Origin of the sequence: Burkholderia sp. Bp8994 (genome assembly GCF_003853805.1) — a bacterium.
Classification (GTDB): Bacteria; Pseudomonadota; Gammaproteobacteria; order Burkholderiales; family Burkholderiaceae; genus Burkholderia.
In genome coordinates this window covers 1-26,544 of sequence record NZ_QTQH01000024.1, presented here as the reverse complement: position 1 = coordinate 26,544, position 26,544 = coordinate 1, and the positions used below count along the sequence as shown (strand labels likewise).

Genomic DNA, 26,544 nt, shown 5'->3' with positions numbered 1-26,544 from the left:
GCTCAACGAGATAACGACACCATGCCGTCCAGCACGCCCCCTGCCCTTTTCCCGACCCTTTACCTCGCTTCGCAAAGCCCGCGCCGCCAGGAGCTGCTGCAGCAGATCGGCGTGCGCTTCGAATTGCTGCTGCCGCGCCCCGACGAGGACGCGGAGGCGCTCGAAGCCGAGCTGCCCGGCGAAGCCGCCGATGCGTACGTGCAGCGCGTGACCGTCGCGAAGGCGGAGGCCGCGCGGGCGCGTCTCGTCGCCAGCGGCAAGCCAGCCGCGCCGGTGCTGGTTGCGGACACCACGGTGACCATCGACGGCGCGATCCTCGGCAAGCCGGCCGATGCCGACGACGCGCTCGCGATGCTGACACGCCTCGCAGGCCGCGAACACGAGGTGCTGACCGCCGTCGCGGTGGTCGGCGCCGACGGCGAACTGCTGCCGCCCGCGCTGTCGCGCTCGTCGGTGCGCTTTTCGGCCGCGCCGCGCGACGCCTTCGAGCGCTACGTCGACACCCGCGAACCGTTCGGCAAGGCGGGCGCCTACGCGATCCAGGGACGCGCGGCCGAATTCATCGAGCGAATCGACGGTTCCCATTCGGGTATCATGGGTCTGCCCCTTTTTGAGACTGCCGCGTTGCTGCGCACCGCGCGCGTCGCCTTCTGAATCGCACCATGAACGAAGAAATCCTGATCAACCTCACGCCGCAGGAAACGCGGGTCGCACTCGTCCAGCAAGGCGCGGTGCAGGAGCTTCACGTCGAGCGCACGCTGTCGCGCGGGCGGGTCGGCAACATCTACCTCGGCAAGGTCGTGCGCGTGCTGCCCGGCATGCAGTCGGCGTTCATCGACATCGGTCTCGAGCGCGCGGCGTTCCTGCACGTCGCCGACATCTGGCATCCGCGCCTCGCGGGCGAGCCGCAGTCGGGCGCGCCGCACCAGCCGATCGAGAAGACCGTGTTCGAAGGCCAGACGCTGATGGTCCAGGTGATCAAGGATCCGATCGGCACGAAGGGCGCCCGACTGTCGACGCAGGTCAGCATCGCGGGCCGCACGCTCGTCTACCTGCCGCAGGAGCCGCACATCGGCATCTCGCAGAAGATCGAGAGCGAGGCCGAGCGCGAGGCCGTGCGTGCGCGGCTGACCGCCGTGATCCCGTCGGACGAGAAAGGCGGCTACATCGTGCGCACGATCGCCGAGGACGCGACCTCCGACGAACTGGCCGGCGACGTCGCCTACCTGCGCAAGACCTGGACGACCATCGTGGCCCAGGCGCAGCGGCTGCCGGCGACGAGCCTGCTGTACCAGGATCTCGATCTCGCGCAGCGCGTGCTGCGCGATTTCGCGAACGACGACACGACGCGCATCCAGGTCGATTCGCGCGAGACGTACCAGCGCCTCGCGGAATTCGCGAACGAATTCACGCCGGCGGTGAGCCCGAAGCTGCATCACTACACCGGCGAGCGGCCGCTGTTCGACCTGTACAACATCGAGACGGAGATCCAGCGCGCGCTGTCGCGCCGCGTCGACCTGAAGTCGGGCGGCTACCTGATGATCGACCAGACCGAGGCGATGACGACGATCGACGTGAACACCGGCGGCTACGTCGGCGCGCGCAACTTCGACGACACGATCTTCAAGACCAACCTCGAGGCCGCGCATACGATCGCGCGGCAGCTGCGGCTGCGCAACCTCGGCGGGATCATCATCATCGACTTCATCGACATGGAGAACGCCGAGCATCGCGACGCGGTGCTGTCCGAGTTGAAGAAGGCGCTGTCGCGCGACCGCACGCGCGTGACGGTCAACGGCTTCTCGCAGCTCGGGCTCGTCGAGATGACGCGCAAGCGCACGCGCGAATCGCTCGCGCACGTGCTATGCGAGCCGTGCCCGACCTGCCAGGGCAAGGGCCAGGTGAAGACGTCGCGCACGGTGTGCTACGACATCCTGCGCGAGATCCTGCGCGAGTCGCGCCAGTTCAATCCGCGCGAATTCCGCGTGATCGCCGCGCAACAGGTGATCGACCTGTTCCTCGACGAGGAGTCGCAGCATCTCGCGATGCTGATCGACTTCATCGGCAAGCCGGTGTCGCTGCAGGTCGAGTCGAACCTGAGCCAGGAACAGTACGATATCGTGCTGATGTAAGGTCATGCGCGGCGATCTCCGAATCGGGAGATCGCCCCCACCCTTGCCGCGGGCATCGAGCACAAATATCAGTTGGCACGCCGAGCTTCGAGGGCTCGGGCAACGTAAGCGCCCGCTGGCGAGCGAAGCACGGCCGCTTGATTTCAACTTTGGTCACTGAGCATTTGACGCACCGCAGCAGTGTCACTATAATTCGCGCCGCGGGGTGGAGCAGTCTGGCAGCTCGTCGGGCTCATAACCCGAAGGTCATAGGTTCAAATCCTATCCCCGCAACCAAACATCGAAGCCCGCTTTGCGACAGCAAGCGGGCTTTTTGCATTTCGCCGATTCGCTGGTTCGTATCGCTCGACTCGAAGCCGCCGGCCCTGGCAAAGCCGAAGACGCTCGCCATCCCTGTATCATTCGGTCACGCGTGCAATCAGCCGCCGGCCGAGCCGCACCGCGAAAGCCAAGTCGATCGATTGTTCAACGATGGTTTTCTGATCGGCCGCGCGACAGCACGATATCGCGACGACGCAACGCTCGCCCCTTTCGCGACCGGCCGGACCGCGCGGCACGTCGGGACAGTGCCCGCAGCGGCCGCCGCGCTATCCTTTCCCACCTCACATTCACTCACCACACACCATGAGCCAACGCCACAACCGCCGCCAGCGCAAGAAACTCCACATCGCCGAGTTCCAGGAACTCGCGTTCAACGCGGCCGCGCAATACCGCAACGAGCTGTCCGACCTCGAACGTGGCCAGCTGATCGATGCATTCATCGATTTCGTCGAAGCGAACGGGCTGCTGACCGTCGCCTCCGCTGACGAAGGGATCGGCGCCTACGTGATCTCCGGCGCGCCGCGCGGCACGACCACCGACGCCGACCGCGAGAACGTGCGGGCGTGGCTGGCCGCACGTCCGGAGCTGACCGACGTCCGGGTCAGCGAATTCACCGACGCGTGGTATCCGGACGCCTGACGCTCCGTTTTCTCCCTGCTTCATGCAGCGCCCGCGCCTGCCCGCCACGACGGCGGCGGGCCGGGGCGGCACCCGTGTGAGCCGCCCCTCATCCGCCGGCCTTCCCCGTCGCCCGACTGCGACGCGACGGCCGCCGATCCCTACCTTTCCCCGACAGTCCGCCTCCAGCAAGCCATCGAAATCGGCCCTGAAAGGAAGACACGTTAAACTCTCACCTCGCGTGGTGCGCCGCCCGCACCCGCCATCCATCGCCAGCCGCGCGCCTCCGGGCCCGGCCCCCGACCCATGGAGTGAGTGTCAATGAGCGGCGGATTTCCGTTTCCCGCATCCCGCATGTCGTTCCCGTCCTCGACGGTCTTCCTCGTTCTCGCCGCCGCGCTGCTGTCCGGCTGCGGGCTGCTGCCGACGCAGAATCCGCCCGCGCCGATCAGCGAAGCGCTCGTCGAGCCCGTCGAGGAAACCGCCGGCGAACCGCTGACGATGCCGCCCGTGCCGGCGCCGACGCAGCCGGAAGCGCCGGAAGCACCGAAGAAACCGCACCGCGAAGTGACGCGGCCGAAACCCGTGCAGCGCCCCGAAACACCGACGCCTCCGCCACCACCGCCCGCCCCGATCGTCGCGACGCGCCCGCTCGACCGCACGCAGATCCATGCGCTGCTCGACAGCGAGGTCGCGCGCCGCAACGGCAAGGTGATCGGCCGCGCGGTCGACATGGTGGCCGACGCGAGCGGCAAGCCGCGCGAGATGATCGTCAACCTGCAGGGCTTCATGGGTGTCGGCGACCGCAAGGTCATCTTCCCGTGGAACGTGTTCCGCTTCACGCCGGGCGGCAAACAGGAGCCGATCGTGCTCGACGTGCCGTCGGGCGACCTGCCTCCGGCCGCGCGGCCGAAGGCCGTGCCGCTGTCGGGTTCGGCCGCGGCGTCGCCCGCGACGCGACTGCCGATGCTCGACAGCGATGTCGAGCGCCCGAACGGCACGAAGATCGGCCGCATCGTCGACGTGCTGATCGACCGCGCCGCGCAGCCGCAGGCGGTCGTGCTCGACCTCGGCGGGCTCGTCAACACCGACCGCCGCTCGATCGCCGCGAGCTGGGGCGCGCTGCGCTTCGTCACGCGCGACAAGGCGCTGCATCCGCAGCTCGACCTGAACGATGCGCAGATCAAGGCGTCGCCGCCCTACGCGGCCGACAAGCCGATCATCGCGGTCTTCCCGCCCGTTGCCCCGGCACCGGTGCCGGCTTCGTCTGCGAGTGCCACCCGATGACGATCAAGCATTCCGTCAGCGTGCGCAGTCTGCGGTCCCTCGACTGGCTCAACTTTTTCGTTGCAAACGTTCAAACCGGGTTCGGTCCGTTCATCGCGTCCTACCTCGCGTCGCACAAGTGGACGCAGGGCGAGATCGGCATGGTGCTGTCGATCGGCACGATCAGCGCGATGGTCAGCCAGGTGCCGGGCGGCGCGGCCGTCGATGCGCTGAAGAACAAGAAAGGCGCGGCCGCGTGGGCGATCGCGGCCATCATCCTGTCCGCGGTGCTGCTCGCGTCGAGCCCGACGATCGTGCCGGTGATCGCGGCCGAGGTGTTCCACGGCTTCGCGAGCTGCATGCTCGTGCCGGCGATGGCCGCGATCTCGTTCTCGCTGGTCGGCCGTGCCGATCTCGGCGACCGGCTCGGCCGCAACGCACGCTGGGCGTCGATCGGCAGCGCGGTCGCGGCGGGCCTGATGGGGCTCACCGGCGAGTATTTCTCCGCGCGCGCGGTGTTCTGGCTGACCGCCGTGCTGGCGTTGCCCGCGCTGTTCGCGCTCGCGATGATCCAGCCGACCCACGAAGTGATCCCGCAATCGTCGAAACCCGACGATCACGACGAAGGCGAGCACCGCGAGACACTGCTCGAACTGCTGCGCGATCGCCGGATGCTGATCTTCGCGGCGTGCGTCGTGCTGTTCCACCTGTCGAACGCGGCGATGCTCAACCTCGCGGCCGGCGAAGTGACGGCCGGGATGGGCGAGAACGTGCAGCTCGTGATCGCCGCGTGCATCATCGTGCCGCAGGCGATCGTCGCGATGCTGTCGCCGTGGGTCGGCCGTTCCTCGCAACGCTGGGGACGCCGGCCGATCCTGCTGCTCGGCTTCTCCGCGCTGCCGGTGCGCGCGCTGCTGTTCGCCGGCGTGAGCAGCCCGTACCTGCTCGTGCCGGTGCAGATGCTCGACGGCATCAGCGCGGCCGTGTTCGGCGTGATGCTGCCGCTGATCGCGGCCGACGTCGCGGGCGGCAAGGGCCGCTACAACCTGTGCATCGGGCTGTTCGGGCTCGCGGCCGGGATCGGCGCGACGCTCAGCACGGCCGTGGCCGGCTATGTCGCCGATCACTTCGGCAATGCGATCAGCTTCTTCGGGCTCGCCGCTGCTGGCGCGCTCGCGGTCCTGCTCGTCTGGCTCGCGATGCCCGAAACGCGCGTCGAGAACGGCGACGCACCCGAGGGCACGCCGGCCGCCGCCTCGTCCGAACAGGCGCACTGACACACGCACCGCCGCCCCGCTTCTTGGCCGACACGATGGATACGATCAGGACCCTCAACGAAGCCCGCCAACAGATCCAGCAGTCGATCTTCGATCTGTTCAAGGGGCTGACTTTCGGCGAACGCCTCACGCAAGGCGCGCTGATGGCGCTGCAGGCCGTGTGCGGCGCGTGCCTCGCATACGCGATCGGCCGCGCGTTGCACACCGAGCAGGCCGTGTGGGCGGCGATCACCGCGATCGCCGTCACGCAGCACAACTATTCGGACACGATGTCGCTGTCGCGCGACCAGTTCATCGGCGCGATGATCGGCGGCGTGGTCGGCTTCGCGGGGGCCGCGCTCGGCGGCGATCGCCTCGTCGCCTATGCGATCGCGGTCGCGATCACGATCGTCGGCTGCTGGTGCCTGAACGTCGGCAGCGCGGCGCGTCTCGGCGGCGTCACCGCGACGATCGTGCTGCTGTTTCCGGGTAACGGCCCGCTGTGGGACATTCCGCTGATGCGGCTCGGGGAAGTCGCGCTCGGCACCGTTTGCGCGCTGGCGGTGTGCTGGGCAATGTCGCGGATCGAGCGACGCTGGTTCCGCCGGGCGGCGAAGTCGGACCAGGACAAGTGACGCGGTTGCCGGGACGCACGCCCCGGCAACCGGATGAAGCGATGAGCGGCGGCAGGTGTGGCCGGTGTTACGGACCGACCCGCAGCACGATGCCCGAGCCGATCTGCACGAGCAGATAGTCGCCGCCGACGCCGACCCAGTGATAGCCGCGCGGCGGCGGGCTCAGCCGATAGCCGCGCCAGTCGTCGACCACGTACTGGCGATCGCGGAATTCGTCCGGGAGCCGGTCGCCCTTGTGCCAGTCGCGGCGCGGCTGGTCGGCCCAGCGCGGCGGTACGTCGTCGTCGCGATGCATCGCCTGGCCGGGCGGCATGTGCTTCGGGCCGTGGCCGCGGTGCATGCCGTGATTGCCGTGGTCACCGTGGTTGTCGTCGTTGCCGTGCCCCTGCGCCATCGCGACCGGCGCGGCGAAACTCGCCGCAACCAGCGCGGCCAGCATCATCCCGTGCATCTTCCTCATCGTCCTTCCCTCCGTGTTGTCACGTCGAACCGGAAACAACTGGACTTGCCCGATCAAGACTAGCACACGGGTGCGACCCGACTTTGTGTCACGCCGCCTGCTGCTGGTACTGGATCCGGTGCAGGTGCGCGTACAGCCCGCCGTGGCGCAGAAGTTCTTCGTGGCTGCCCTCTTCGACGATCTTGCCGGCTTCGAGCACGAGGATCCGGTCCGCGCGCTCGATCGTCGACAGCCGGTGCGCGATCACGAGCGTCGTGCGCCCTTCCATCAACCGCTCGAGCGCGGCCTGCACGTGACGCTCGGATTCCGAATCGAGCGCGGAAGTCGCCTCGTCGAGGATCAGGATCGGCGCGTCCTTGTAGATCGCGCGCGCGATCGCGAGCCGCTGCCGCTGACCGCCCGACAGTCGCATCCCGTTGCCGCCGACCAGCGTGTCGAGCCCGTCGGGCATCGCGGCGACCGCGTCGGCGAGGTTCGCGGCCTCGAGCGCCGCCTGCACGCGTGCGCGGTCGGGCGTCTGCCCGTACGCGACGTTCGCGGCGATCGTGTCGTTGAACAGCACGACGTCCTGGCTGACCATCGCCATCTGGCCGCGCAGCGCGTGGATGTCGTAGTCGGCCACCGGCACGCCGTCGACCAGGATCGCGCCGCCAGTCGGATCGAAGAAGCGCGGCAGCAGGTTCACGAGGGTCGTCTTGCCGCTGCCGGACGGCCCCGCGAGCGCGATCATCTCGCCCGGCGCGACCTTGAACGAAATGCGGTCGAGCGTCGGCCGCTCGGAGGCGCCGTAGTCGAACGACACGTCGCGGAATTCGATCTCGCCGCGCGCGTGCGCGAGCGCCCGGCCGCCGCCCTGCGGCTCGGCGGGCTCGTCGATCAGCCCGAAGATCAGCTCGGCGGCCGTCATCCCGCGCTGCAGCGGCTGGTTGACATCGATCAGGTGCTTGAGCGGCGAAATCACCAGCAGCATCGACGTGACGAACGCGACGAAACCGCCGACCGTCGTCTGGTCGTTGGTCGACTGCACGACCGCGATCGTGATCACGACCGCGAGCGCGATCGACGCGAGGAACTGCGTCAGCGGCTGCGCGAGCCCGCCCGAGATCGTCATGCGCATCGCGTAGCCGCGCAGGCGCTTGCTCATCGTCGTGAAGCGGTCCATCTCGTACGCTTCGCCGTTGTGCACCTTGACGACCTTGTAGCCGCCGACCGTCTCCTCGACGATGTACGACAGCTCGTTGGTCAGCGTCTGGTGCTCGCGGTTCAGGCGGCGCAGGCGGCGGTTGATCTTGCTGACGAGCCAGCCGATGCCCGGCAGGATCACCGCGACGATCAGCGTGAGCCGCCAGTTCAGGTAGAACAGGTAGCCGAGCAGGAACACCACGGTCAGCGAGTCGCGCACGAGCGTGACCATCACGCCGGTCAGCACCGACAGGATCTGGTTGACCTCGAACACGATCGCGTTGATCACCGTGCTCGCGGTCTCGCGCTGGAAGAACGACGCGCCGGTGTGGAGCATCCGCTGGAACATCTCGAGCCGCAGTTGCAGCAGGATGCGGTTCGATACGTAGTTGAGCAGGTAATTCGACGTGTACTGCGACACGCCGCGCACGAGCGCGAGGCCGATCACCGCGATCGGCACGTACCATTTCGCGCTGTCGCTGCCGTGCGAGCCGAAGCCGTGGTCGAGCAGCGGCTTGAGCAGCGCCGGGATCCCGGCTTCCGTGGCCGCGACGACGCCCATCGTCATCACGGCGAGCAGCACGATGCCGATGAGCGGCCGGATGTACGGCCACAGGCGCTTGAGGACCGTGAGCGGCGAGGTACCGGTGCCGTCCATCGGTTTGCGAAGAGTGTTCTGGGTTTCCAAGGCAATCCTTCTTGAGCCGCGACGCGGCGCCCGGGGCGTGACTGCCCGGAATTCGCCCCGTCCGGCGGGTGCCGAAAAAGGCCCAACATTATAGCTGGACCGCCCCCGCCGGCATGGCCGTCGCCGAAGCGGCCTCCTGCCTGCGCGCGGGTATACTGCCGCTCACCGTTTTCTCCGCCTTTTCGACGATTTCATGGCAGAACCCACCCTCGGCGTCGCCCTCATCGCCCTCAACGCGGCCGCGCGGCTCGCGCAGTGCCTCGACGCGCTGACCTTCGCCGACGACGTCGTCGTGATCGACGGCGGCAGCACCGACGATACGGTCGAGATCGCCCGCGCGCACGGCGCGCGCGTGATCGTCGAGCGCGACTGGCCGGGCTTCGGCCCGCAGAAGAACCGCGCGCTCGACGCGCTCGACACCGACTGGATCCTGTCGCTCGACACCGACGAGGTAGTCAGCCCGGAACTCGCGCAGTCGATCCGCGCGGCCATCCGCACGCCGGCCGCGCAGGTCTACGCGCTCGACCGGCTGTCGAGCTTCTGCGGCCAGTGGATCCGCCATAGCGGCTGGTATCCGGACTGGGTGCCGCGCCTGTTCCGGCGCGGCACCGCCCGCTTCTCCGACGACCTGGTGCACGAGCGGCTCGTCTTCGACACCCCTGCGCAGCGGCTGCCGGGCAAGCTGATGCACTATTCATACGAGGATTTCGAAACCGTCGTGCGCAAGCTCGATGCGTATTCGACGGCCGGCGCGCGCCAGCGCCGCGCGGCCGGCCAGCGCGGCGGCTTCGGCAAGGCGCTCGCGCGCGGCGCATGGGCGTTCGTGCGGACCTACGTGCTGCGGCGCGGGTTTCTCGACGGCCGCGCGGGCTTCATGATCGCCGTGTTCAACGCGGAAACCGTCTACTACCGGTTCCTGAAGCTCGGCCACGAAGCGGCCCGCTGACCGCGCCCGCCCTGCCGCCACCCTGACGCCGCCGGCATGCGGCCGGCCCGGCGTTACAATGCCGGGCTGCCCGCGCGCCATGCGCGCCCGAGCACACGGCGCAGCGCTGCGCGCCGCCGATACGACGACCACCGAATCCGACCGCCATGTTCTCCATCATCATCCCGACCTGGAACAACCTGCCGTACCTCAAGCTCGTCGTCGACAGCCTGCGCCGTCATTCGGCGTACGACCACCAGATCATCGTGCACGTGAACGACGGCGCGGACGGCACGCTCGACTGGGTGCGCAGCGAAGGCATCGAGCACACCGCGTCGCCGGCCAACATCGGCATCTGCCACGCGGTGAACCTGGCCGCCGCCCGCGCGACGCGCGACTACGTCGTCTACATGAACGACGACATGTACTGCTGCCCGGGCTGGGACGCGGCGCTCGTGCGGCGCATCGAGCAGATGCCGACCGACCTGTTCATGCTGTCCGGCACGATGGTCGAGCCGGTCGACACGCGCAACCCGTGCGTCGTCGTCAGCAACTTCGGCCGCGACGCCGAACAGTTCGACGCGGCCGGCCTCGTCGCGGCCACGCCGCGGCTCGCGCGCGCGGACTGGCTCGGCTCGACCTGGCCGCCGACGCTCGTGCACCGCGACTGGTGGAACCGCATCGGCGGCTACAGCAGCGAGCTGTCGCCGGGGATGAGCAGCGACAACGACTTCTCGATGAAATTCTGGGACGCCGGCTGCCGGATCTTCCTCGGCGTGGGCGACAGCCTCGTCTATCACTTCCAGCAGAAGAGCACCGGCAAGATCGTCAAGAACGACGGCCGCCGCCAGTTCCTCAACAAATGGGGCATGACGCAGGCCACGTTCGACCGCTATTACCTGCATCGCGGCGAGCCGGCCGGCGCGCGTGTCGCGCTCGACACGCCGGCCGTCGAAGGGCGCCTCAAGCGTGCGCTGCTGCGCTCGCGGATCAAGCGCGCGTTCAGCTGACCCGACCCCGGAAACGGCACGGAAACGCCCGCGGCTTCGCGTATACTGCGCGCTTCGTCCCGCGCGGTGCCGCCGGGACGCGCGGCGCGCAGCACGGTGCCCGCATGCCGCATTCGTCCATTCGACAGGTTCCGATGCTTTCGTTTTCCGCTCCCGCCTCGCGGCGCCTGACCGCCGCCCGCGCCTTCGCCGTCGTCGCGCTCTGCATGGTGCCCGTCTCGACCGCGCTGACCAACGTGTTCTGCGGGCTGTTCGCGGCCGCGCTCGTCATCTCCCCCGAATTCTGGCGCGACCTGCGCACGTTCGTCGCCGAACCGGCGTCGCTCGCGGCGCTCCTGATCCTCGCGGCACTGGCCGCGAGCGTCACCTATACGGTCGCGCCGCACCCGAAGGCGTGGAACTGGGTCGCCAAGTACGACAAGCTGTTGCTGCTGCCGTTTGCCGTGCTGGCCTTCCGCCATTCGAACTGGGCGCCGATCGTGCGGCGCGCCTGGTTCGGCACGCTGTGCGTGATCCTGCTGCTGTCGACCACCAACTATCTCGGGCTGACCGCGATCGGGCCCGCGCATTCGAGCGAGCTGCCGCTGTCGCGCGCCTGGGTGTTCAAGAACCACATCGCGGCCGGCATGTTCGGCGCGCTGCTGTTCTACCAGGCGGCCGACCTCGCGCTGTCGGCCCGCACCGCGCTGTCGCGTGCCGCGTATGCCGCCGTGGCCGCATGGTCGCTGATCAACGTGTTCGTGATGCTGCAGGGACGCACCGGGCAGGTCATCGCGCTGCTGCTGATCCTCGTCGTCGCGGTGCGCTTCGTGCTGCTGCTGCGCCGCCAGTCGGCGCTGCGCGCGGGGCTCGCCGCCGGGGCGCTGGTCCTGGCCGGCGTCGCGCTCGTCGTCGCCGCGTGCACGGTGCACAACGGCCGGCTCGTGAAGGTCGTGTCGGAAGTGCAGCAGTATCGGCAGACCGATGCGGTCACGTCGACCGGGCTGCGTCTCGAGTGGTACAAGAAGGGGCTCGAGCTGTATCGCCAGCGCCCGGTGATCGGCTACGGCGCCGGCGGCCTCGAGTTCGAGTTCGAGAAGCTCACGGCCGGCAAGACGGCTGCCGAAGGCCAGCTCACGTCGAATCCGCATAACGAATACCTGCTGATGGCCGTGCAGCTCGGCACGCTCGGCGTATTGCTGTTCGTGAACCTGATCGTGCAGATCGCGCGCGGCAGCCGCGCGCTCGACCCGCGCTCGCGGCATGTGCTGCTCGGGTGGCTCGCGATCTTCGCGATCGGCAGCCTTGCGAATTCGCTGCTGCTCGATTTCGCCGAAGGTCACCTGCTGGTGCTGCTTGCCGGGATCCTGCTCGGCTGCGGCACGCGCACGGAAGCGCTGCCGCGCGAAACGTCGGCGATCCGGCGCAGCGCGTAACGCATCATCCGCCGGGCCGGCGGGCAGCGCGCGTTGCCGCCTGCCGCCGGTTCGGCTTCTACGGCTACTACGGCTTCAGTGGCTTCAGTGGCGGCGCATGCGTGCCGCTTGTCGGAAGCACGGCCGCGCGGCGGCGCCGCGTCGCCACTCCCCGCTTTTCGACTCAGGAAACGTACCGCTTTCGCGCGTCAGGCCGGGCGCGCGCGGTGCAGTCGCGACGTGTCGACGACCGCGTCGGCGGCGCCCGGCGGATTCAGTCCGAGCATCTCGGCGGCCGCCGCCTTCACGCGCTGCGTGCCGAGATTGACGAGACAGTCGCTGTGGCTGTCGACATGGCGCTCGCAGCCTTCGTGCCGGCACGGCACGCAATCGCCCTCGCCCTGCAGCAGCCATACGTTGCCGTGCCGCGCGGAGCCGCGCAGCGCCCACGGGTTCTCGGTCGCCGGCCAGTGCTGCGGCCACGGCCCCCAGCGCACCGGATCGGACGGACCGAACAGCGCGATCGTGTCGGTGCCCGTCGCGGCCGCAACGTGCGTCGCGCCCGTATCGGGCCCGATGAACAGCCGCGCGCGCCGCACCAGCTCCGCGCTTTCGCCGAACGTGAGGCGGCCGACCAGGTTCAGCACGTCGCCGCCCGCCTCGGCCGCGACCTGCTCCGCGTACTCGCGCTCGCGATCGGCCGGGCCACCCGACAGCGCGATCGCAAACCCCTGCGCGCGCAGCCATTCGATCATCTCGACCCAGCCCTCGAGCCGCCATTGCTTGTAGCGGAACATCGGATACGGATGCAGCACGACGAGCGGCTTGCCGTCGCGGATCGCCGGCGATTCGGCGAGCCACGCGTCGAAACGCGCGCGCCGCGCGGGATCGTCGCCGATGCCCGGCGCGACCACCTCGGATACGGGCTCGATGCCGATCACCGGCGCGAGCGCGAGCGTGCTGACGACCGTATGCGCGGACTCGTGATGATTGATCGCGATGCCGTTCAGCATCATTCGAGTCAGCCACGTGACGCGGTTCGGATCGACGAGACCGACGCGCTTGCGGCCGGCGAACCAGCTGTAGAAGCGCGGCCGGTCGGAGCTCAGTGCCGCGCATGCGAGATCGTAGCGGCGCCACATCGACAGCGCATCGCGCAGCCGCTCGCGGAACCCCGCGCGCTGCGCGACGACGATCACGCGCCGCACGTCGGGGTTGTGCTCCAGCACGCCCTCGGTGCCGCGAAACACCAGCATGTCGATCTGCGCATCGGGCCAGCGCGCCTTCAGCGAACGCACGAGCGGCGTCGTCAGCAGCACGTCGCCGATACGGCGCGGGGCTGCGACGAGGATGGTTCGGGGCGGGCGGGCGGAAGAAAACAGGGCCACGGCGATCGTTCCGTCTAGCTGGCTGGACAAGGCTCGCAATGTACAGGATTTTGCGGCCGGTGGCGTGGCGTCGGGTGCGGGCGTCGGCGAAGTGCCGCGGTTGGCGGTTGGCGGTTGGCGGTTGGCGGTTGGCGGTTGGCGGTTGGCGGTTGGCGGTGGGCGGTGGGCGGTGGGCGGTGGGCGGTGGGCGGTGGGCGGTGGGTGGTGGCCGGTCGCCGGTCGCCGGCGGTTGGCAACACGGCAGGCAACGACGCACGGCGGGGCCTGCCGCCGCCGCGCCGCGTGGCCCCGTTTGCGCGTCCGATGGCGGTGCCGGCAATGCAGGCGCCGCCGGCCTTCCGGGGGCTACGAAACGATCGCGCCGACCGCGGGTGCCGCGGGTGCCGCGAGCGTCGCGGCCGGGAGCGGCATCGCACCCCCCATCGCGTCGTCGAGCTGTCCGGCCTGCGTCAACAGATGAAGCACCGCGCGCTCGAGCGCGTCGATGCCGATCGCGTCGACCGTCGCGCCGGCCCGCAGGATCATGTGCGGCACGCCGAGCGGATGCCAGCGCCGGTATTTCTCGGGGCGGTCCTCGAACAGCGCGGCGACCGGCACGCCGAGCGCCGACGCGAGATGCACGGGGGCGCTGTCGGCCGACACGATCGCGTCGAGCAGGCTCGCGGCGGCCACCAGTTCGACGACCGACGACGGCGCGACATGCCGGGCGTTGACGTCCCGCCACGCGTCGCGGTCGGCGTCGGCCTCGGCCGACACGGCGGAATCGCGGAACACGATCACGTCGGCGAACGGTGCGAGCCGTCGGCCGAGGTCGCGCCATCGATCGGCCGGCCAGCGCCGCTCGGCCGCCTTGTTCGACACGAACAGCCCGACGCGCGGTTTCGTGCGCGGCCCGAGCAGCCGATACCACGTGTCCTGCAGCGCACGGTCCGGGTGGACGGACAGCACGAGACCGTCGAGATCGGCGCGGCCGAGTTCGGGCACGAGCCGGAATCCCGACAGCGCTTCATGGCAAATCGGCCGCGACGCGACATGGTCGGGCTTGCGGTCGTCGAATTCGGAATCGGCATCGTGCCAGCGGCAATCCTTCACGCCGAGCTGCCGCGCGAACCGGATGCTGCTGCGATGCATGCCGCCGTTCGGCACGACCACGAGGTCGAACCGCAGGCGGCGCAGCCGGCGCACGAGCCGCAGCCGGTCGAAGAACGCGCGCATCCGTCCGGGGCGGTCGTTGCGCTCGCACTGACGGCTGTACACGTAGGTATGGACCGTGTGCACGTCCGGGTTGCCGGCCAGCGCGGCCGCGTTGTAGCGGTTCGCGACCACGTGCAGCTCCTTGCCCGACCAGCGCTGTTTCAGCGCGCCGAGAAAAGCGGTCGTGCACAGCATGTCGCCCAGAAAATCAATCCGGATCACGAGGATCCGCCCCGTCGGTTTCCCGTTGGCCATCGTTGTTGTGATGCTGTCGATTTTTTATCGTCGCGCACCAGCCGGCATCCTGGCGTTCTTTACCGTGCCGGCTTCGTCGCGTGGTCGCTCGCGGCACCGCGACGCATCGCGTGCCGCGCGGAACCGTCCCCGTCTGATTCGCGCGCGCGATGTCGCCGCCGGCCGGCGGACAGACCGCAACCGGCGCCGTATCGGCGTCGCGCGACGGATTGTATAGCGTCCGGATGACGGCCCCAAGCATCCGCCGACATGAAAACGGCCCGCCGCACCGCACGATGGCGATGCGACGGGCCGCGCAGGCAACGACCGTCCGGCGGGGACCGTCAGTAAGTGATTTCGACGATGCTGCCGTCGAACGTCGCGCGCAACTCCGCGAGCAGCGTGTCGCTCGGCTTCACGCGCCACGCGTCACCGAGACGCATTTCCCCTTGCGCGCGCGCGTTGCTGTAGTGAACCTGGACCGCGAGCCCGTTCGGCAGCGGCGCCTGCGGGCGACGCCCGCCGTCGCGCCCGCCGCCGCGCGGCGCGGGTACCTCGACCGCGGGCGCGGCCGAATCGTCCTTCGACACGTGCGGCTCGAGCACGCGGCGCAGCGCCGCCGCATCCGCATTGCCGTTCATCGTGAGCCGCACCGCCTGCGCGTAGCGGCTACGCGCGCGTTCGAGATCCATCACCGTGTCGGCCGTGAAGCGGATGCCGCCGGTGAACGCATCGTTGCGCGCCTGCCCCTGCACGATCAGCAGTTCGTCTTCCTTGAACAGCGCCTTGTTCGCCTCGAACTGCTCGTTGAAGATCGTGATCTCGCACTGGCCCGAGCCGTCGTCGAGCAGCGCGATCAGCATCTTGCCGCGCTGGGTCATCTGCGTGCGCAGCGATGCGATGATGCCCGCGACGAGCTTGTCGCGCCCTTCCTTCAGGTCGCCGACCTTCTGCCGCACGAACCGGCGCACTTCGTCGCGATACGCGTCGAACAGGTGGCCGGACAGGTAGAAGCCGAGTGCGCCCTTCTCTTCCTGCAGGCGGCGCTTGTCGTCCCACGCGGGTTCGTCGACGAGCGCATGCGCGTGCGGCGACTCGGCGCCCATGTCGAACAGCCCGGCCTGCATCGCGTTCGCTTCGGCCTGGTCGGCCGCTTCCATCGCGAGCGGCACCGACGCAATCAGCTGCGCGCGGTTCGCGTTCAGCGAATCGAACGCGCCGGCGCGGATCAGCGCCTCGACCGTGCGGCGGTTGACGACGCGCCGGTCGATCCGCTCGCAGAAGTCGAACAGGTCGGTGAACGGCTTTTCGTCGCGGGCGCGCAGGATCTCCTCGATCGCGTTCTGGCCGCTGCCCTTCACCGCGCCGAGACCGTAGCGGATCGTGCGCGAGCGCTTGCCGTCGGCTTCGGCGACCGGCTCGAATCGGTAATGCGATGCGTTGATGTCCGGCGGCAGCACGGCGAGGTTGTTCACGACGCAGTCGTCGTACAGGATCTTCACCTTGTCGGTGTCGTCCATCGCGAGCGTCATGTTGGCCGCCATGAATTCGGCCGGATGGTGCGCCTTCAGCCACGCGGTGTAATACGCGAGCAGCGCATAGGCGGCCGCGTGCGACTTGTTGAAGCCGTAGCCCGCGAACTTCTCCATCAAGTCGAAGATCTCGTCGGACTTCTCGCGCGTCAGGCCGTTCTTCGCCGCACCCTCGGCGAAGATCTCGCGGTGCTTGGCCATCTCCTCGGGCTTCTTCTTGCCCATCGCGCGACGCAACAGGTCGGCGCCGCCGAGCGAGTAGCCGCCGATGATCTGCGCCATCTGCATCACCTGCTCCTGATAGACCATGATGCCGTAGGTCTCTTTCAGGACGGGTTCGACGCGCGGATCCGGATAGTCGACCTTCTCGCGGCCGTGCTTCCGTGCGCAGAAGCTCGGGATCAGGTCCATCGGGCCCGGACGGTACAACGACACGAGCGCGATGATGTCCTCGAAGCGGTCGGGCTGCGCATCCTTCAGCATGCCCTGCATCCCGCGGCTTTCCAGCTGGAACACGGCGACCGTGTTGGCCTTCTTCAGGATCTGGAACGACGCCGGATCGTCGAGCGGCACCTGCGCGAGCGACCAGTCGGCCTTCGACGCATCGAGGCGGCGAATGTAGCGCTCGGCCCAGTCGAGGATCGTCAGCGTCGTGAGACCCAGAAAGTCGAACTTCACGAGGCCGACGGCTTCGACGTCGTCCTTGTCGTACTGGCTGACGACGCCGCCGTCGTCGCCCTGCGTGTACAGCGGGCAGAAATCGGTCAGCTTGCCGGGCGCGATCAGCACGCCGCCCGCGTGCATCCCGACGTTACGCGTCAGGCCCTCGACGCGCTGCGCGAGGTCGAGCAGCTGGTGCACTTCGTCCTCGTGGTCGTAGCGCTCCTGCAGCTGCGGCTCTTCCTTCATCGCGTCGGCGATGGTCACGTGCTTGCCCGGCTTGAACGGGATCAGCTTCGCGACGCCGTCGGTGAACATGTAGCCGAGATCGAGCACGCGGCCGATGTCGCGCACGGCCGCCTTCGCGGCCATCGTGCCGAAGGTGGCGATCTGCGACACGGCATCCGCGCCGTATTTTTCCTTCACGTACTGGATCACGCGATCGCGGCCGTGCTGGCAGAAGTCGATGTCGAAGTCGGGCATCGACACGCGTTCCGGATTCAGGAATCGCTCGAACAGCAGGTTGTAGCGCAGCGGGTCCAGATCGGTAATGCCGAGCGCGTACGCGACCAGCGAACCGGCACCCGAGCCGCGGCCCGGACCGACCGGCACGCCGTTGTTCTTCGCCCAGTTGATGAAGTCGGCCACGATCAGGAAGTAGCCCGGGAAGCCCATCTTCGTGATGGTCCCGCACTCGAATTCGAGCCGCTTGTAGTACGTGTCGCGCTGCGCGTCGCGCTCCGTCGCATCCGGATACAGCTGTTCGAGGCGCTTCTCGAGCCCCTCCTTCGACAGCTGGACGAGGTAGTCGTCGAGCGACATGCCGTCCGGCGTCGGGAACAGCGGCAGCTTCGGCTTGCCGAGTTCGAGCTTCAGGTTGCAGCGCTTCGCGATCTCGACCGTGTTCGCGACCGCCGACGGCAGGTCGGCGAACAGCGCGACCATCTCGTCCTGCGTGCGGAAGTACTGATCGGTCGTGAAGCGCTTCTGGCGCCGCGGATTCGCGAGCATGTCGCCTTCCGAGATGCACACGCGCGCTTCGTGCGCGGTGAAATCGTCGTCGGTCATGAACTGCGTCGGATGCGTCGCGACGACCGGCAGCTTCAGCGACGCGGCGAGCGTCGCGGCCTGCTGGATGTACGCCTCGGCGCCCGGCTGGCCGTAACGCTGCAGCTCGATGTAGAAGCCGCCCGGGAACACTTTCGCCCAGCGCTCGGCGTGCCGGCGCGCGGCCTCCTCGTTACCGGCCGCGAACGCGAGCCCGATATCGCCCTGCTGCGCGCCCGAAAGCGCGAGCAGCCCTTGCGACAGCTCGCCGTCGAGCCAGCTCGCGTCGAGCTCCGCGCGGCCGCGGTACTGGTTCGTGAGCCACGCCTTCGACAGCAGTTCGCACAGGTTCAGGTAGCCGGTCTTGTCCTTCACCAGCAGCAGCAGGCGCGACGGTTTGTCGCGATCGTCCGGATTGGTGATCCAGACGTCGCAGCCGGCGATCGGCTTGATGCCCTTGCCGCGGGCTTCCTGGTAGAAACGGACGAGGCCGAACGCGTTGCCGAGATCGGTGAGGGCGAGCGCGCCCTGGCCGTCTGCGGCCGCCGCCTTGACGATGTCGTCGAGACGCACGATGCCGTCGGCAATCGAGAATTCGGAGTGAACGCGAAGATGGACGAAGCGGGGATCTGACATGGGCGTTATTGTAGCCGCGTCGCCGCGCAGGCTGCCCAAAAAATCCCCGCGCCCGGCCGTTCGGCCGATGCGCGCGACGCCGGCCGAACGGCCGGGTGCCGGCAGACGTGCAGTTTGCGGGATAATACGGGTTTTCGAATCACCGCCCCGGCTTCGCACCCTTTTTTGCGGGGCCGCCGTGCGCCCGCCGCACGGCCGCGGCCGTTTTCCCGTCGGACCACCATGACCATCGTCAACCTCGCCGCCTACCACTTCGTGTCGCTCGACGCGACCGAGCAATGGCGCCCGCTCGTCACCGCCCGCTGCAACGAACTCGGCCTGCGCGGCACGATCCTGCTCGCGCCGGAAGGCATCAACCTGTTCATCGCCGGCCCGCGCGACGCGACCGACGCTTTCATCGACTACCTCCGCCACGATCCGCTGTTCGAAGGCAAGTTCGCGACGCTGCAGTTCAAGGAGAGCCTGTCCGACTCGCAGCCGTTCCGCCGGATGCTCGTGCGCCTGAAGCGCGAGATCATCACGATGAAGAAGCCCGCGATCAAGCCGGAGCTCGGCCGCGCTCCGTCGGTCGACGCGCACACGCTGAAGGCGTGGCTCGACCGCGGCCACGACGACGCCGGCCGCCCGGTCGTGATGCTCGACACGCGCAACGCGTTCGAAGTGGACGTCGGCACGTTCGACGACGCGCTCGACTACCGGATCGACAAGTTCAGCGAGTTCCCGGAAGTGATCGACGCGAACCGCGCCGATCTCGAGGGCAAGACGGTCGTGTCGTTCTGCACCGGCGGCATCCGCTGCGAGAAGGCGGCGATCCACATGAAGGAAATCGGCATCGAGAACGTGTACCAGCTCGAGGGCGGGATCCTGAAGTATTTCGAGGAAGTCGGCGGCGCGCACTATCACGGCGACTGCTTCGTGTTCGACTACCGCACCGCGCTGAACCCGCAACTGCAGCCGACCGAGAACGTCACGTGCTTCGCGTGCCGCGCGGTCGTCACGCCGGAAGCCCAGCAAGCGCCGAGCTACGTGCCCGGCAAGTCGTGCCCGGCCTGCGCGCAGGCAGCCAGCGCCGCGTAAGCGCCCGTCGCACCGCGTCCCGATGAACGGCTACCGCGGCCGCTTCGCGCCGTCGCCCACCGGCCCGCTGCATTTCGGCTCGCTGGTCGGCGCGCTCGCGAGCTGGCTCGACGCGCGCGCGCACGGTGGCGCATGGCTCGTGCGCATCGAGGACATCGACGGCCCACGCACGGTGCCCGGCGCCGCCGACGACATCCTCGCGACGCTCGCGCATTTCGGCATGACGCCCGACGAGCCGCCCGTGTGGCAAAGCACGCGCGAGGCCGACTATGCGGCCGCGCTCGAACGGCTCGTCGCCGCGGGGCTCGTCTATCCGTGCGGCTGCACGCGCAAGGAAATCGCCGATTCGCTGCGTGCCGCGCACGAGCGCCACACGACGCTCGCCTACCCGGGCACCTGCCGCACCGGCCTGCACGGCAAGCCCGCCCGCGCGTGGCGGCTGCGCGTGCCGGACGGCGACGCGGCGCTCGTCACGTTCGACGACCGCTGGCAGCACACGCAAGCGCAGAACCTCGCGACCGAGGTCGGCGATTTCGTGCTGAAGCGCGCCGACGGCCAATGGGCGTATCAGCTCGCGGTCGTGGTCGACGATGCCGACGCGGGCATCACGCACGTCGTGCGCGGCGCCGACCTGCTCGACTCGACCGCGCGCCAGATCTACCTGCAGCGCTGTCTCGGCGTGCCGACGCCGGCGTACCTGCACGTGCCCGTCGTCGTCGACGCGAACGGCGAAAAGCTCAGCAAGCAGACGGGCGCGATCGCGCTCGAGCGCGACGATCCGCTGCCGGCGCTGCGCGCCGCCGCCGCGCATCTCGGCCTGTGGGCCGACGGCGATCCGTCGATCGATACGCTCGATGCGTTCTACGCGGCCGCGACCGACGCGTGGGCGCGTCGCTTCGGGCCACGCGCCGGTTGAGGCGCTCGCGGGACACCCGTTCGTGTCGACCGTGTTCCTGCGTCCGTCAGCGGTGAGTCCGGTCGCATGCAAGCGTGATGGCAGCCTGAACGGAACGCCCGCCGGCGACACGGCATCGGAGTAGTCCCGCAGGCTGCCCCCGCCCCACGCGACAAGTCGCCGCCCATCCCGCCCGCTCCTTCACGAATCGTCTCGCCCAATGAAAAACGGGCACATGCTCATCGCATGCACCCGTTTCCGCGGCAGCGCTCGCGCGCCGCACCGACCGCCTGAACCGCCTGCTTACGCCGACGGCTTGCGCGGCATCCCGAAGCCGCCCAGCAGCGCGGCGACCTGACGCTTCGGCCCCTTCTTCTCGGGCTGCTGCGCGGACTTCGTATCTTCCGGCTGCTTCGCCGGCGCCGACGGTTCGTACGGCTTCAGGAAGAAGTCGTCGACCGGCGCCTCGTGACGACGGTGATGGCCGCGCTCGGACCCGCCCGAACGACGCCCCGACGCGCCGCGATGCTCGTCGCGATCGCGACGGCTGCCGCGATCACCGCGCTCACTACGGTCGCCCCCGCGCTCGCCGCCACGATCGTCGTGACGATGGCGCGCCGGCTTGTCGAGCGCGAGCGTCTGCACCTCGAGCGGACGCTTGATCAGTTTTTCGATATCGGCGAGCTGCTTGCGCTCGTTCGGGCTGCACAGCGACAGCGCATCGCCCGTCGCACCCGCGCGGCCCGTGCGGCCGATCCGGTGCACGTAGTCTTCCGCGTTGAACGGCAGGTCGAAGTTGATCACGGCCGGCAGTTCGGCGATGTCGAGGCCGCGCGCGGCCACGTCGGTCGCGACCAGCGCCTCGATCTCGCCGCGCTTGAACGCGTCGAGGGCCTGCATCCGCTCGATCTGCGTCTTGTCGCCGTGGATCGCCGACGCGACCACGCCGTCGCGCTCGAGGTTGCGGGCCAGCCGGCTCGCGCCGATCTTGCTGTTGCAGAACACGATCACCTGCTTGAGCCCGCGATCGCGCAGCAGCTGCACGACGGCGGCCTGCTTGTCGCCTTCGGCGACGTCGTAGACGATCTGCGTGACGTTCGCGTTGGTCGAGTTGCTGCGCGCGACCTCGATCGTCTGCGGGTTGCGCAGGTAGGTCGACGCGAGCTTCTTGATTTCCGGCGAGAAGGTGGCCGAGAACAGCAGCGTCTGGCGTTCCTTCGGCAGCAGGTTCAGGATGCGCTGCAGGTCCGGCAGGAAGCCCATGTCGAGCATCCGGTCGGCCTCGTCGAGCACGAGCATCTGCACCTGCCCGAGGTTCGCTGTCTTTTGCTGCACGTGGTCGAGCAGGCGGCCCGGCGTCGCGATCAGGATCTCGACGCCGCGGCGCAACTCGGCCATCTGCGGGTTCATGTCGACGCCGCCGAACACGACCGCGCTGCGCAACGGCGTGTGCTTGCCGTATGCATGCACGTTCGCGGCGACCTGATCGGCGAGTTCGCGGGTCGGCGTGAGGATCAGCGCGCGCACCGGGTGGCGCGCGGGTGATGCGCTCGTGTTGGCCTGCGGCAGCAGGCGCTGGAGGATCGGCAGCGAGAAACTCGCGGTCTTGCCGGTGCCCGTTTGCGCGGCGCCCATGACGTCGCGGCCGGCGAGCACGACCGGAATGGCCTGCGCCTGGATCGGCGTCGGCGTCGTATAGCCCTGCTCCGCAATGGCTTTCAGGATATCGGCGGCAAGGCCGAATTGATCGAAGGTTGCGTCGACTGGCTTGGCGACAGAATCGGACATGGTGGCGTTTCGCTCAAAAGGCGCGGCGGGGACTTCGTGCGTCAGGCCGGCCGGGCCTGCGCTCATCACATTTCGGAAGTAGACGGAGCCGCGGCGCGCCGCGCGGCGCCGCTCTGGCGCTCGGGACCGGTTCAATTCGAACATCGGGCGCCACAGGCCGTGCGGACTCCGTTCGGCGCGAATGCCGGCGGAAAGGGCCGTATTGTAGCACTGCGCAGCAATCTGTCCGTGACAACGCCGCGAACGGCCCCGGCGGCGGCTCGCGGCGTGCGCCGGCAGGCCGGCGCGGGGCGGATGCGTCGTGCGATCGGGCTATCTCGATCGGCTGATGGTGGAAATACGGGGTCGAATCTCGGGCATCTGCCGCGAGGAATCAGCCGGCGGCCGGCGAGCCCGGGCGCCGCCGGCGCCACCTTCCGGTCAGAGGTCGAACCCGGCTGCCCGCACCGATCGCGGCAACCGGCACGCCCGCGCGGCGCAGCCGATCGCGCGCCGCGTTCAACCCTTCTTCTTTTTCTTCTTCTCGACCTGCACGCAGTCGCTCAGCAGCGGTGCCGCGTTCTGGTCGGCGATCTCGTCGCGCAGCGTCCCTTCCTTGCCCTTCGTCCACCAGGTATAGCGTCCGGCCTGGTAACGCGCGCCCGACGCCGAAACGGTATCGACGAACAGCAGCTGCTGCCCGTTGACCGGCACCAGTGCGAAGCTCTGGCCGTTGCCCGCGCGCCAGTACGACACGCGTACGGGCTGTTTCTGGTTCGCGCACTGATAGAGGGTCTGCACGCGCGCATCGGCGTCGATCTCCTCGACGGTCAGTTGCGCGGCCTGCGCGACGGAAACGGCGGTGCCGGCCAGCGCGAGCGCGGCAAGGGTGTGACGAATCATGCAGTTCCTCTCACGAGACGGGTGGAAGCGCGCCCTCGCGGGACGCGCGATTGTCGTTGGTTAGGGATCGAGGGTTCGCCCGTCAGGGATCGATGACGTCGGCGCACGCGTCGGTCGGCGCGGCCGCGACGTGGCCGACGAGCGGCACGATCTTCAGCCCGGCCGATGCGACCCGGCACGGCGCGGCCGCGAGGCCGCACCCCGCGAGACTCGCGACCAGCGCCAGCGCGGCGCCCAGCTTGCCGAGCCGTCCGATCCGCTGCCATGTCGACGCCATCGCGCTCTCCTGGTCCGGTCAGCGTGCCGACACGGGCCGCACGGCCGCCGCGGCGCGCTTCGCGCGTTCGCGGGCTTCGTCGACGGTCGCGCCGGTCGCGAGCGCGACGCCCATGCGCCGCTTCGCGAAGCTTTCCGGTTTGCCGAACAGGCGCAGGTCGGCGCCCGGCACGGCCAGCGCGTCGCGCACGCCCTCGAACGCGATACCGCGCTCGTCGAGCCCGCCGTAGATCACCGCGGACGCGGCCGGCGAGCCGAGCGCCGGATCGACCGGCAGCCCGAGAATCGCGCGCGCGTGCAGTTCGAACTCCGACTGGCGCTGCGACGCGAGCGTGACGAGGCCGGTGTCGTGCGGCCGCGGGCTCACCTCGGAGAACCAGACTTCGTCGCCGCGCACGAACAGCTCGACGCCGAACAGCCCGCGCCCGCCGAGCGCCTCGGTCACCTTGTGCGCGATCTCGCGCGACTTTTCCAGCGCGACGGCGCTCATCGGCTGCGGCTGCCACGATTCGACGTAGTCGCCCGCCACCTGCACGTGCCCGACCGGCTCGCAGAAGTAGGTGCGCGTCTCGAGCGTCGCGGGGTCGATCGCGCGCACGGTCAGCTGCGTGATCTCGTAGTCGAAATCGACGAAACCCTCGACGATCACGCGGCCGTGGTTCACGCGGCCGCCCGCCATCGCGTAGTCCCAGGCGGGCTTCACGTCGGCCTCGGTCCGCACGACCGACTGTCCCTTGCCCGACGACGACATCACCGGCTTCACGACGCACGGCATGCCGATCTTCGCGACGGCCGCGCTGAATGCGTCGAACGAATCGGCGAACGCGTACGGCGAAGTTGCCAGCCCGAGTTCCTCGGCCGCGAGACGGCGGATGCCTTCGCGGTTCATCGTGAGCTGCGTCGCGCGTGCGGTCGGGATCACCTCGGCCAGGCCGGCCGCCTCGATCGCCGCGAGCGCATCGGTTGCGATCGCCTCGATCTCCGGCACGATCAGGTGCGGACGCTCGGCCTCGACGACCGCGCGCAGCGCGGCGGCGTCGGTCATGTCGATCACGTGCGCGCGATGCGCGACCTGATGGCCCGGTGCGTCCGGATAGCGGTCGACCGCGACGACTTCGACGCCGAGCCGCTGCAACGCGATGATGACTTCCTTGCCGAGTTCGCCCGCGCCGAGCAGCATGACGCGCGTGGCCGAGGGTGAGAGCGGCGTACCGAGCCGCTGACCGATCTGCATGTGATTTCCCGCTGGTTCTGTTGGAGGACGAAAACGGCTTCGATGTTAACACGCACACCCGACGCACACCTCACGCGCACCCGCGCCGGTCCGGCCGGTTTCGTCGCATCGCCCCCCGCAGCGCGAGGCTCGCGGGCGGATTGCGAACGTTTTCACGCGCGAAGTGTCGGCTCGCCTCGCGCGGGGCGGGTGCGTTACTCTTACGCCTTGATCAGAATCCGATGAGGAACGAGGCTCATGTCCCACCTGTCCGCCGCCGCACGCGCACGCACCGGCCTGCTTCGCCCGCTGCGCGCGCCGCTCTGCGCGTTGACGCTTGCCACGCTTCTCGCCGCCTGCGCGATGCCGACCCACCCCGATTCCGCCGCCCCCGCACCCGACCCGTACAACCCCGCCGCCGTCCAGCTGCTCGACGACACGAGCTGGGAACTCACGAGTTGGGTGAACGCCGACGGCACGCCGCGCACGATTCCGCACGGCGACAACGGCGAGCCGATCAAGCTCGCGCTGTCCACCGAAGCGGGCGTCCGGCGCGCCAGCGGCTTTTCGGGCTGCAACCGCTATACGGGAACCTATGCGCTGAAGAACGGCCTGCTGAGCTTCGGGCCGCTCGCCGGCACGCGCATGGCATGCACGAACACGCTCGGCGGCCAGCTCGAGCACGCGTACCTCGATGCGCTCGCGCACATCGGGAAGACCGGCGTGCAGATGCGCGAGCCGCAGCAGTTGCAGATCGTGACCGAAGCCGGCGCGACGCTGACCTTCACGCGCCGGAGCCCCTGATGCAGCGCGCGGGCGAAGGCCGATCGGCCGCCTTCGCCGCGCGCGGATCCCGGACGCATGCGTCCCGCGGCCTGGAAGCGCTTCGACGCCTTCAAACTGCCTTAGAGTCCTGTTCGTCGGCCGGTTAAACTCGGCGGGTCGCGCACCGCGCTCCCCGCCCTCTTCCTGTTTCATCAAAGCATGCACACGGTTGTCTTCGGCTGGTTCGGCATCTCCGCCGTCTGGTTCCTCCTTCTCATCTGGCGTCTCGTTCAGGCGATGCTGCCCGGCGGCGGCGGACTCGCCGGCCGCGGCTCGATTCGCCTGTGGCTCGGCTTCGCGGCCGTGTTCGTCGCGACCTGCGCGCTGACGAGCCCGCTGTCGGGCCCCGACTCGAATGCGCTCGGCCACGCGTTCTCGAACGGCTTCGCGCATGTGCTCGGCCCGATCGGCACGCCGGTCGCGATGGTCGTGCTGTTCTTCGCGGGCCTGCCGTGGCTGACCGGCATCGGCTGGCGGCAGTTCGCCGCGTGGGTCGACACGTCGTTCGGCGTCAAGCTCGCGCGCGACGTCGACGACGACGACGTGCGCGGCGTTGCCGACCTGCCGCGCAGCGCGCTGCATCGCGACGACGACATCGTGCAGCCGACCACCGCCCATACCGTCAACTCGATGGCGCCGCGGCAAAACGGCCGGTATTCGCGCCCGACGTTGTGGAAGCCCGATCCGCAGGCGCGGCCGAAGCCGCGCAGCAAGCCCGCGCCGCGTCCGCTCGCCGAGCCGGTCGCGCCGACGGGCTGGCTGAAGCCAACGTCGGCCAATCGCATGCCGCCGCCGCCCGCACCGGGCGCGACGAGCGCCATGCCGCCCCCGACGACCGGCAGCACCGCCAGCCTCGCGCGCGCCGCCGCGAACAGCCAGGTGCCGCGCCCGAGTCCGGCCCCGCTGCCGGCCGGGTTCGAGCCCGTTCGGCCGCAACCGACCGCCGCGCGACCGGCCGCAGCCGCGCTGAAGCAACCGGCCGCGCCGCGCACCGCGGTCACGCCGCGCCC

21 protein-coding genes, 1 tRNA gene and 1 pseudogene are annotated in these 26,544 nt (G+C 69.2%); 14 read left to right on the top strand and 9 right to left on the bottom strand.

What is annotated here, in order from left to right; all coding sequences use genetic code 11:
• Window positions 1-21 precede the first annotated feature (21 nt).
• The 7 genes from DIE04_RS24555 (at window position 22) to DIE04_RS24525 (ending at window position 6,228) form a co-directional block, all read left to right on the top strand.
• A complete protein-coding gene (locus DIE04_RS24555; RefSeq protein WP_124487210.1) occupies window positions 22-654 on the top strand; it encodes a nucleoside triphosphate pyrophosphatase in 633 nt (210 codons plus the stop codon).
• 8 nt (window positions 655-662) lie between these two features.
• Window positions 663-2,132, top strand: coding sequence for a ribonuclease G (gene rng, locus DIE04_RS24550; protein WP_124487209.1), 1,470 nt, complete (start codon window positions 663-665; stop codon window positions 2,130-2,132).
• Window positions 2,133-2,331: 199 nt separating this feature from the next.
• Window positions 2,332-2,408 (top strand) — tRNA-Met (locus DIE04_RS24545).
• A 348-nt stretch (window positions 2,409-2,756) separates the two neighbouring features.
• On the top strand, window positions 2,757-3,092 hold the full coding sequence (locus tag DIE04_RS24540; protein ID WP_044844709.1) for a YggL family protein: 336 nt from the start codon (window positions 2,757-2,759) through the stop codon (window positions 3,090-3,092).
• A 300-nt stretch (window positions 3,093-3,392) separates the two neighbouring features.
• The gene (locus DIE04_RS24535) at window positions 3,393-4,358 is read left to right on the top strand and encodes a PRC-barrel domain-containing protein (RefSeq protein ID WP_124487208.1); all 966 of its coding nucleotides are present in this window, start codon (window positions 3,393-3,395) and stop codon (window positions 4,356-4,358) included.
• A complete protein-coding gene (locus tag DIE04_RS24530; protein ID WP_124487207.1) occupies window positions 4,355-5,614 on the top strand; it encodes an MFS transporter in 1,260 nt (419 codons plus the stop codon). Before DIE04_RS24535 ends, DIE04_RS24530 begins: the two co-directional genes overlap by 4 nt.
• Before the next feature lie 35 nt (window positions 5,615-5,649).
• A complete protein-coding gene (locus DIE04_RS24525) occupies window positions 5,650-6,228 on the top strand; it encodes an aromatic acid exporter family protein (RefSeq protein WP_044844713.1) in 579 nt (192 codons plus the stop codon).
• A gap of 67 nt (window positions 6,229-6,295) precedes the next feature.
• Here DIE04_RS24525 and DIE04_RS24520 read toward each other — a convergent pair whose 3' ends face one another.
• Both DIE04_RS24520 and msbA read right to left on the bottom strand, forming a co-directional pair.
• Entirely contained in the window at window positions 6,296-6,688 is a 393-nt protein-coding gene (locus DIE04_RS24520; protein WP_124487206.1) for an RcnB family protein, read from the bottom strand.
• 88 nt (window positions 6,689-6,776) lie between these two features.
• On the bottom strand, window positions 6,777-8,528 hold the full coding sequence (gene msbA, locus DIE04_RS24515; protein ID WP_260426288.1) for a lipid A export permease/ATP-binding protein MsbA: 1,752 nt from the start codon (window positions 8,526-8,528) through the stop codon (window positions 6,777-6,779).
• Between the two features lie 223 nt (window positions 8,529-8,751).
• On the opposite strand from msbA, the gene DIE04_RS24510 reads away from it, so the two are divergent.
• The 3 genes from DIE04_RS24510 to DIE04_RS24500 all read left to right on the top strand — a co-directional run bounded on the left by DIE04_RS24510 (window position 8,752) and on the right by DIE04_RS24500 (window position 11,908).
• A complete protein-coding gene (locus tag DIE04_RS24510; RefSeq protein ID WP_124487204.1) occupies window positions 8,752-9,504 on the top strand; it encodes a glycosyltransferase family 2 protein in 753 nt (250 codons plus the stop codon).
• Between the two features lie 146 nt (window positions 9,505-9,650).
• Complete coding sequence (locus tag DIE04_RS24505) at window positions 9,651-10,493, top strand: glycosyltransferase family 2 protein (protein WP_044844717.1); 843 nt, start codon at window positions 9,651-9,653, stop codon at window positions 10,491-10,493.
• Between the two features lie 134 nt (window positions 10,494-10,627).
• Entirely contained in the window at window positions 10,628-11,908 is a 1,281-nt protein-coding gene (locus tag DIE04_RS24500; protein WP_124487203.1) for an O-antigen ligase, read from the top strand.
• A gap of 188 nt (window positions 11,909-12,096) precedes the next feature.
• Here the strand turns inward: DIE04_RS24500 and DIE04_RS24495 are convergent, their stop codons facing one another.
• The 3 genes from DIE04_RS24495 to dnaE form a co-directional block, all read right to left on the bottom strand.
• Window positions 12,097-13,275 (bottom strand): glycosyltransferase family 9 protein, encoded by a 1,179-nt coding sequence (locus DIE04_RS24495; protein WP_124522469.1) that lies wholly within the window; start codon window positions 13,273-13,275, stop codon window positions 12,097-12,099.
• A gap of 345 nt (window positions 13,276-13,620) precedes the next feature.
• A complete protein-coding gene (locus DIE04_RS24490; RefSeq protein ID WP_124522467.1) occupies window positions 13,621-14,724 on the bottom strand; it encodes a glycosyltransferase family 9 protein in 1,104 nt (367 codons plus the stop codon).
• Between the two features lie 323 nt (window positions 14,725-15,047).
• Window positions 15,048-18,578, bottom strand: a complete 3,531-nt coding sequence (dnaE, locus tag DIE04_RS24485) for a DNA polymerase III subunit alpha (RefSeq protein ID WP_124487200.1) — start codon at window positions 18,576-18,578, stop codon at window positions 15,048-15,050.
• A gap of 222 nt (window positions 18,579-18,800) precedes the next feature.
• On the opposite strand from dnaE, the gene DIE04_RS24480 reads away from it, so the two are divergent.
• Together DIE04_RS24480 and gluQRS are read left to right on the top strand one after the other, a co-directional pair.
• Window positions 18,801-19,655 carry a sulfurtransferase gene (locus DIE04_RS24480; protein ID WP_044844723.1) on the top strand — a complete coding sequence of 285 codons (855 nt, stop codon included), beginning with the start codon at window positions 18,801-18,803 and terminating at the stop codon, window positions 19,653-19,655.
• A gap of 22 nt (window positions 19,656-19,677) precedes the next feature.
• A complete protein-coding gene (gluQRS, locus tag DIE04_RS24475; protein WP_124487199.1) occupies window positions 19,678-20,571 on the top strand; it encodes a tRNA glutamyl-Q(34) synthetase GluQRS in 894 nt (297 codons plus the stop codon).
• 282 nt (window positions 20,572-20,853) lie between these two features.
• On the opposite strand, the gene DIE04_RS24470 is transcribed toward gluQRS, so the two are convergent.
• From DIE04_RS24470 to purT, 4 genes are all read right to left on the bottom strand, one after another.
• Window positions 20,854-22,404 carry a DEAD/DEAH box helicase gene (locus DIE04_RS24470; protein ID WP_124487198.1) on the bottom strand — a complete coding sequence of 517 codons (1,551 nt, stop codon included), beginning with the start codon at window positions 22,402-22,404 and terminating at the stop codon, window positions 20,854-20,856.
• Window positions 22,405-22,836: 432 nt separating this feature from the next.
• Window positions 22,837-23,220, bottom strand: a complete 384-nt coding sequence (locus DIE04_RS24460) for an MliC family protein (RefSeq protein ID WP_124522465.1) — start codon at window positions 23,218-23,220, stop codon at window positions 22,837-22,839.
• Between the two features lie 82 nt (window positions 23,221-23,302).
• Window positions 23,303-23,497 (bottom strand): DUF6726 family protein, encoded by a 195-nt coding sequence (locus DIE04_RS24455; RefSeq protein WP_044844727.1) that lies wholly within the window; start codon window positions 23,495-23,497, stop codon window positions 23,303-23,305.
• 18 nt (window positions 23,498-23,515) lie between these two features.
• Window positions 23,516-24,730 (bottom strand): formate-dependent phosphoribosylglycinamide formyltransferase, encoded by a 1,215-nt coding sequence (purT, locus tag DIE04_RS24450; protein ID WP_044844728.1) that lies wholly within the window; start codon window positions 24,728-24,730, stop codon window positions 23,516-23,518.
• 237 nt (window positions 24,731-24,967) lie between these two features.
• Here purT and DIE04_RS24445 point away from each other — a divergent pair, with 237 nt between their 5' ends.
• Window positions 24,968-25,513 (top strand): META domain-containing protein, encoded by a 546-nt coding sequence (locus DIE04_RS24445; RefSeq protein ID WP_124487195.1) that lies wholly within the window; start codon window positions 24,968-24,970, stop codon window positions 25,511-25,513.
• Window positions 25,514-25,693: 180 nt separating this feature from the next.
• Window positions 25,694-26,544, top strand: a pseudogene (locus DIE04_RS24440) (DNA translocase FtsK); the annotation flags it as partial.

Bases quoted from the DNA above. Each gene is read 5' to 3' on its own strand.
- DIE04_RS24555 (WP_124487210.1), top strand. From the start codon at position 22: ATGCCGTCCAGCACGCCCCCTGCCCTTTTCCCGACCCTTTACCTCGCT.
- rng (WP_124487209.1), top strand. From the start codon at position 663: ATGAACGAAGAAATCCTGATCAACCTCACGCCGCAGGAAACGCGGGTC.
- DIE04_RS24540 (WP_044844709.1), top strand. From the start codon at position 2,757: ATGAGCCAACGCCACAACCGCCGCCAGCGCAAGAAACTCCACATCGCC.
- DIE04_RS24535 (WP_124487208.1), top strand. From the start codon at position 3,393: ATGAGCGGCGGATTTCCGTTTCCCGCATCCCGCATGTCGTTCCCGTCC.
- DIE04_RS24530 (WP_124487207.1), top strand. From the start codon at position 4,355: ATGACGATCAAGCATTCCGTCAGCGTGCGCAGTCTGCGGTCCCTCGAC.
- DIE04_RS24525 (WP_044844713.1), top strand. From the start codon at position 5,650: ATGGATACGATCAGGACCCTCAACGAAGCCCGCCAACAGATCCAGCAG.
- DIE04_RS24520 (WP_124487206.1), bottom strand. From the start codon at position 6,688: ATGAGGAAGATGCACGGGATGATGCTGGCCGCGCTGGTTGCGGCGAGT.
- msbA (WP_260426288.1), bottom strand. From the start codon at position 8,528: ATGGACGGCACCGGTACCTCGCCGCTCACGGTCCTCAAGCGCCTGTGG.
- DIE04_RS24510 (WP_124487204.1), top strand. From the start codon at position 8,752: ATGGCAGAACCCACCCTCGGCGTCGCCCTCATCGCCCTCAACGCGGCC.
- DIE04_RS24505 (WP_044844717.1), top strand. From the start codon at position 9,651: ATGTTCTCCATCATCATCCCGACCTGGAACAACCTGCCGTACCTCAAG.
- DIE04_RS24500 (WP_124487203.1), top strand. From the start codon at position 10,628: ATGCTTTCGTTTTCCGCTCCCGCCTCGCGGCGCCTGACCGCCGCCCGC.
- DIE04_RS24490 (WP_124522467.1), bottom strand. From the start codon at position 14,724: ATGGCCAACGGGAAACCGACGGGGCGGATCCTCGTGATCCGGATTGAT.
- dnaE (WP_124487200.1), bottom strand. From the start codon at position 18,578: ATGTCAGATCCCCGCTTCGTCCATCTTCGCGTTCACTCCGAATTCTCG.
- DIE04_RS24480 (WP_044844723.1), top strand. From the start codon at position 18,801: ATGACCATCGTCAACCTCGCCGCCTACCACTTCGTGTCGCTCGACGCG.
- gluQRS (WP_124487199.1), top strand. From the start codon at position 19,678: ATGAACGGCTACCGCGGCCGCTTCGCGCCGTCGCCCACCGGCCCGCTG.
- DIE04_RS24470 (WP_124487198.1), bottom strand. From the start codon at position 22,404: ATGAGCGCAGGCCCGGCCGGCCTGACGCACGAAGTCCCCGCCGCGCCT.
- DIE04_RS24460 (WP_124522465.1), bottom strand. From the start codon at position 23,220: ATGATTCGTCACACCCTTGCCGCGCTCGCGCTGGCCGGCACCGCCGTT.
- DIE04_RS24455 (WP_044844727.1), bottom strand. From the start codon at position 23,497: ATGGCGTCGACATGGCAGCGGATCGGACGGCTCGGCAAGCTGGGCGCC.
- purT (WP_044844728.1), bottom strand. From the start codon at position 24,730: ATGCAGATCGGTCAGCGGCTCGGTACGCCGCTCTCACCCTCGGCCACG.
- DIE04_RS24445 (WP_124487195.1), top strand. From the start codon at position 24,968: ATGTCCCACCTGTCCGCCGCCGCACGCGCACGCACCGGCCTGCTTCGC.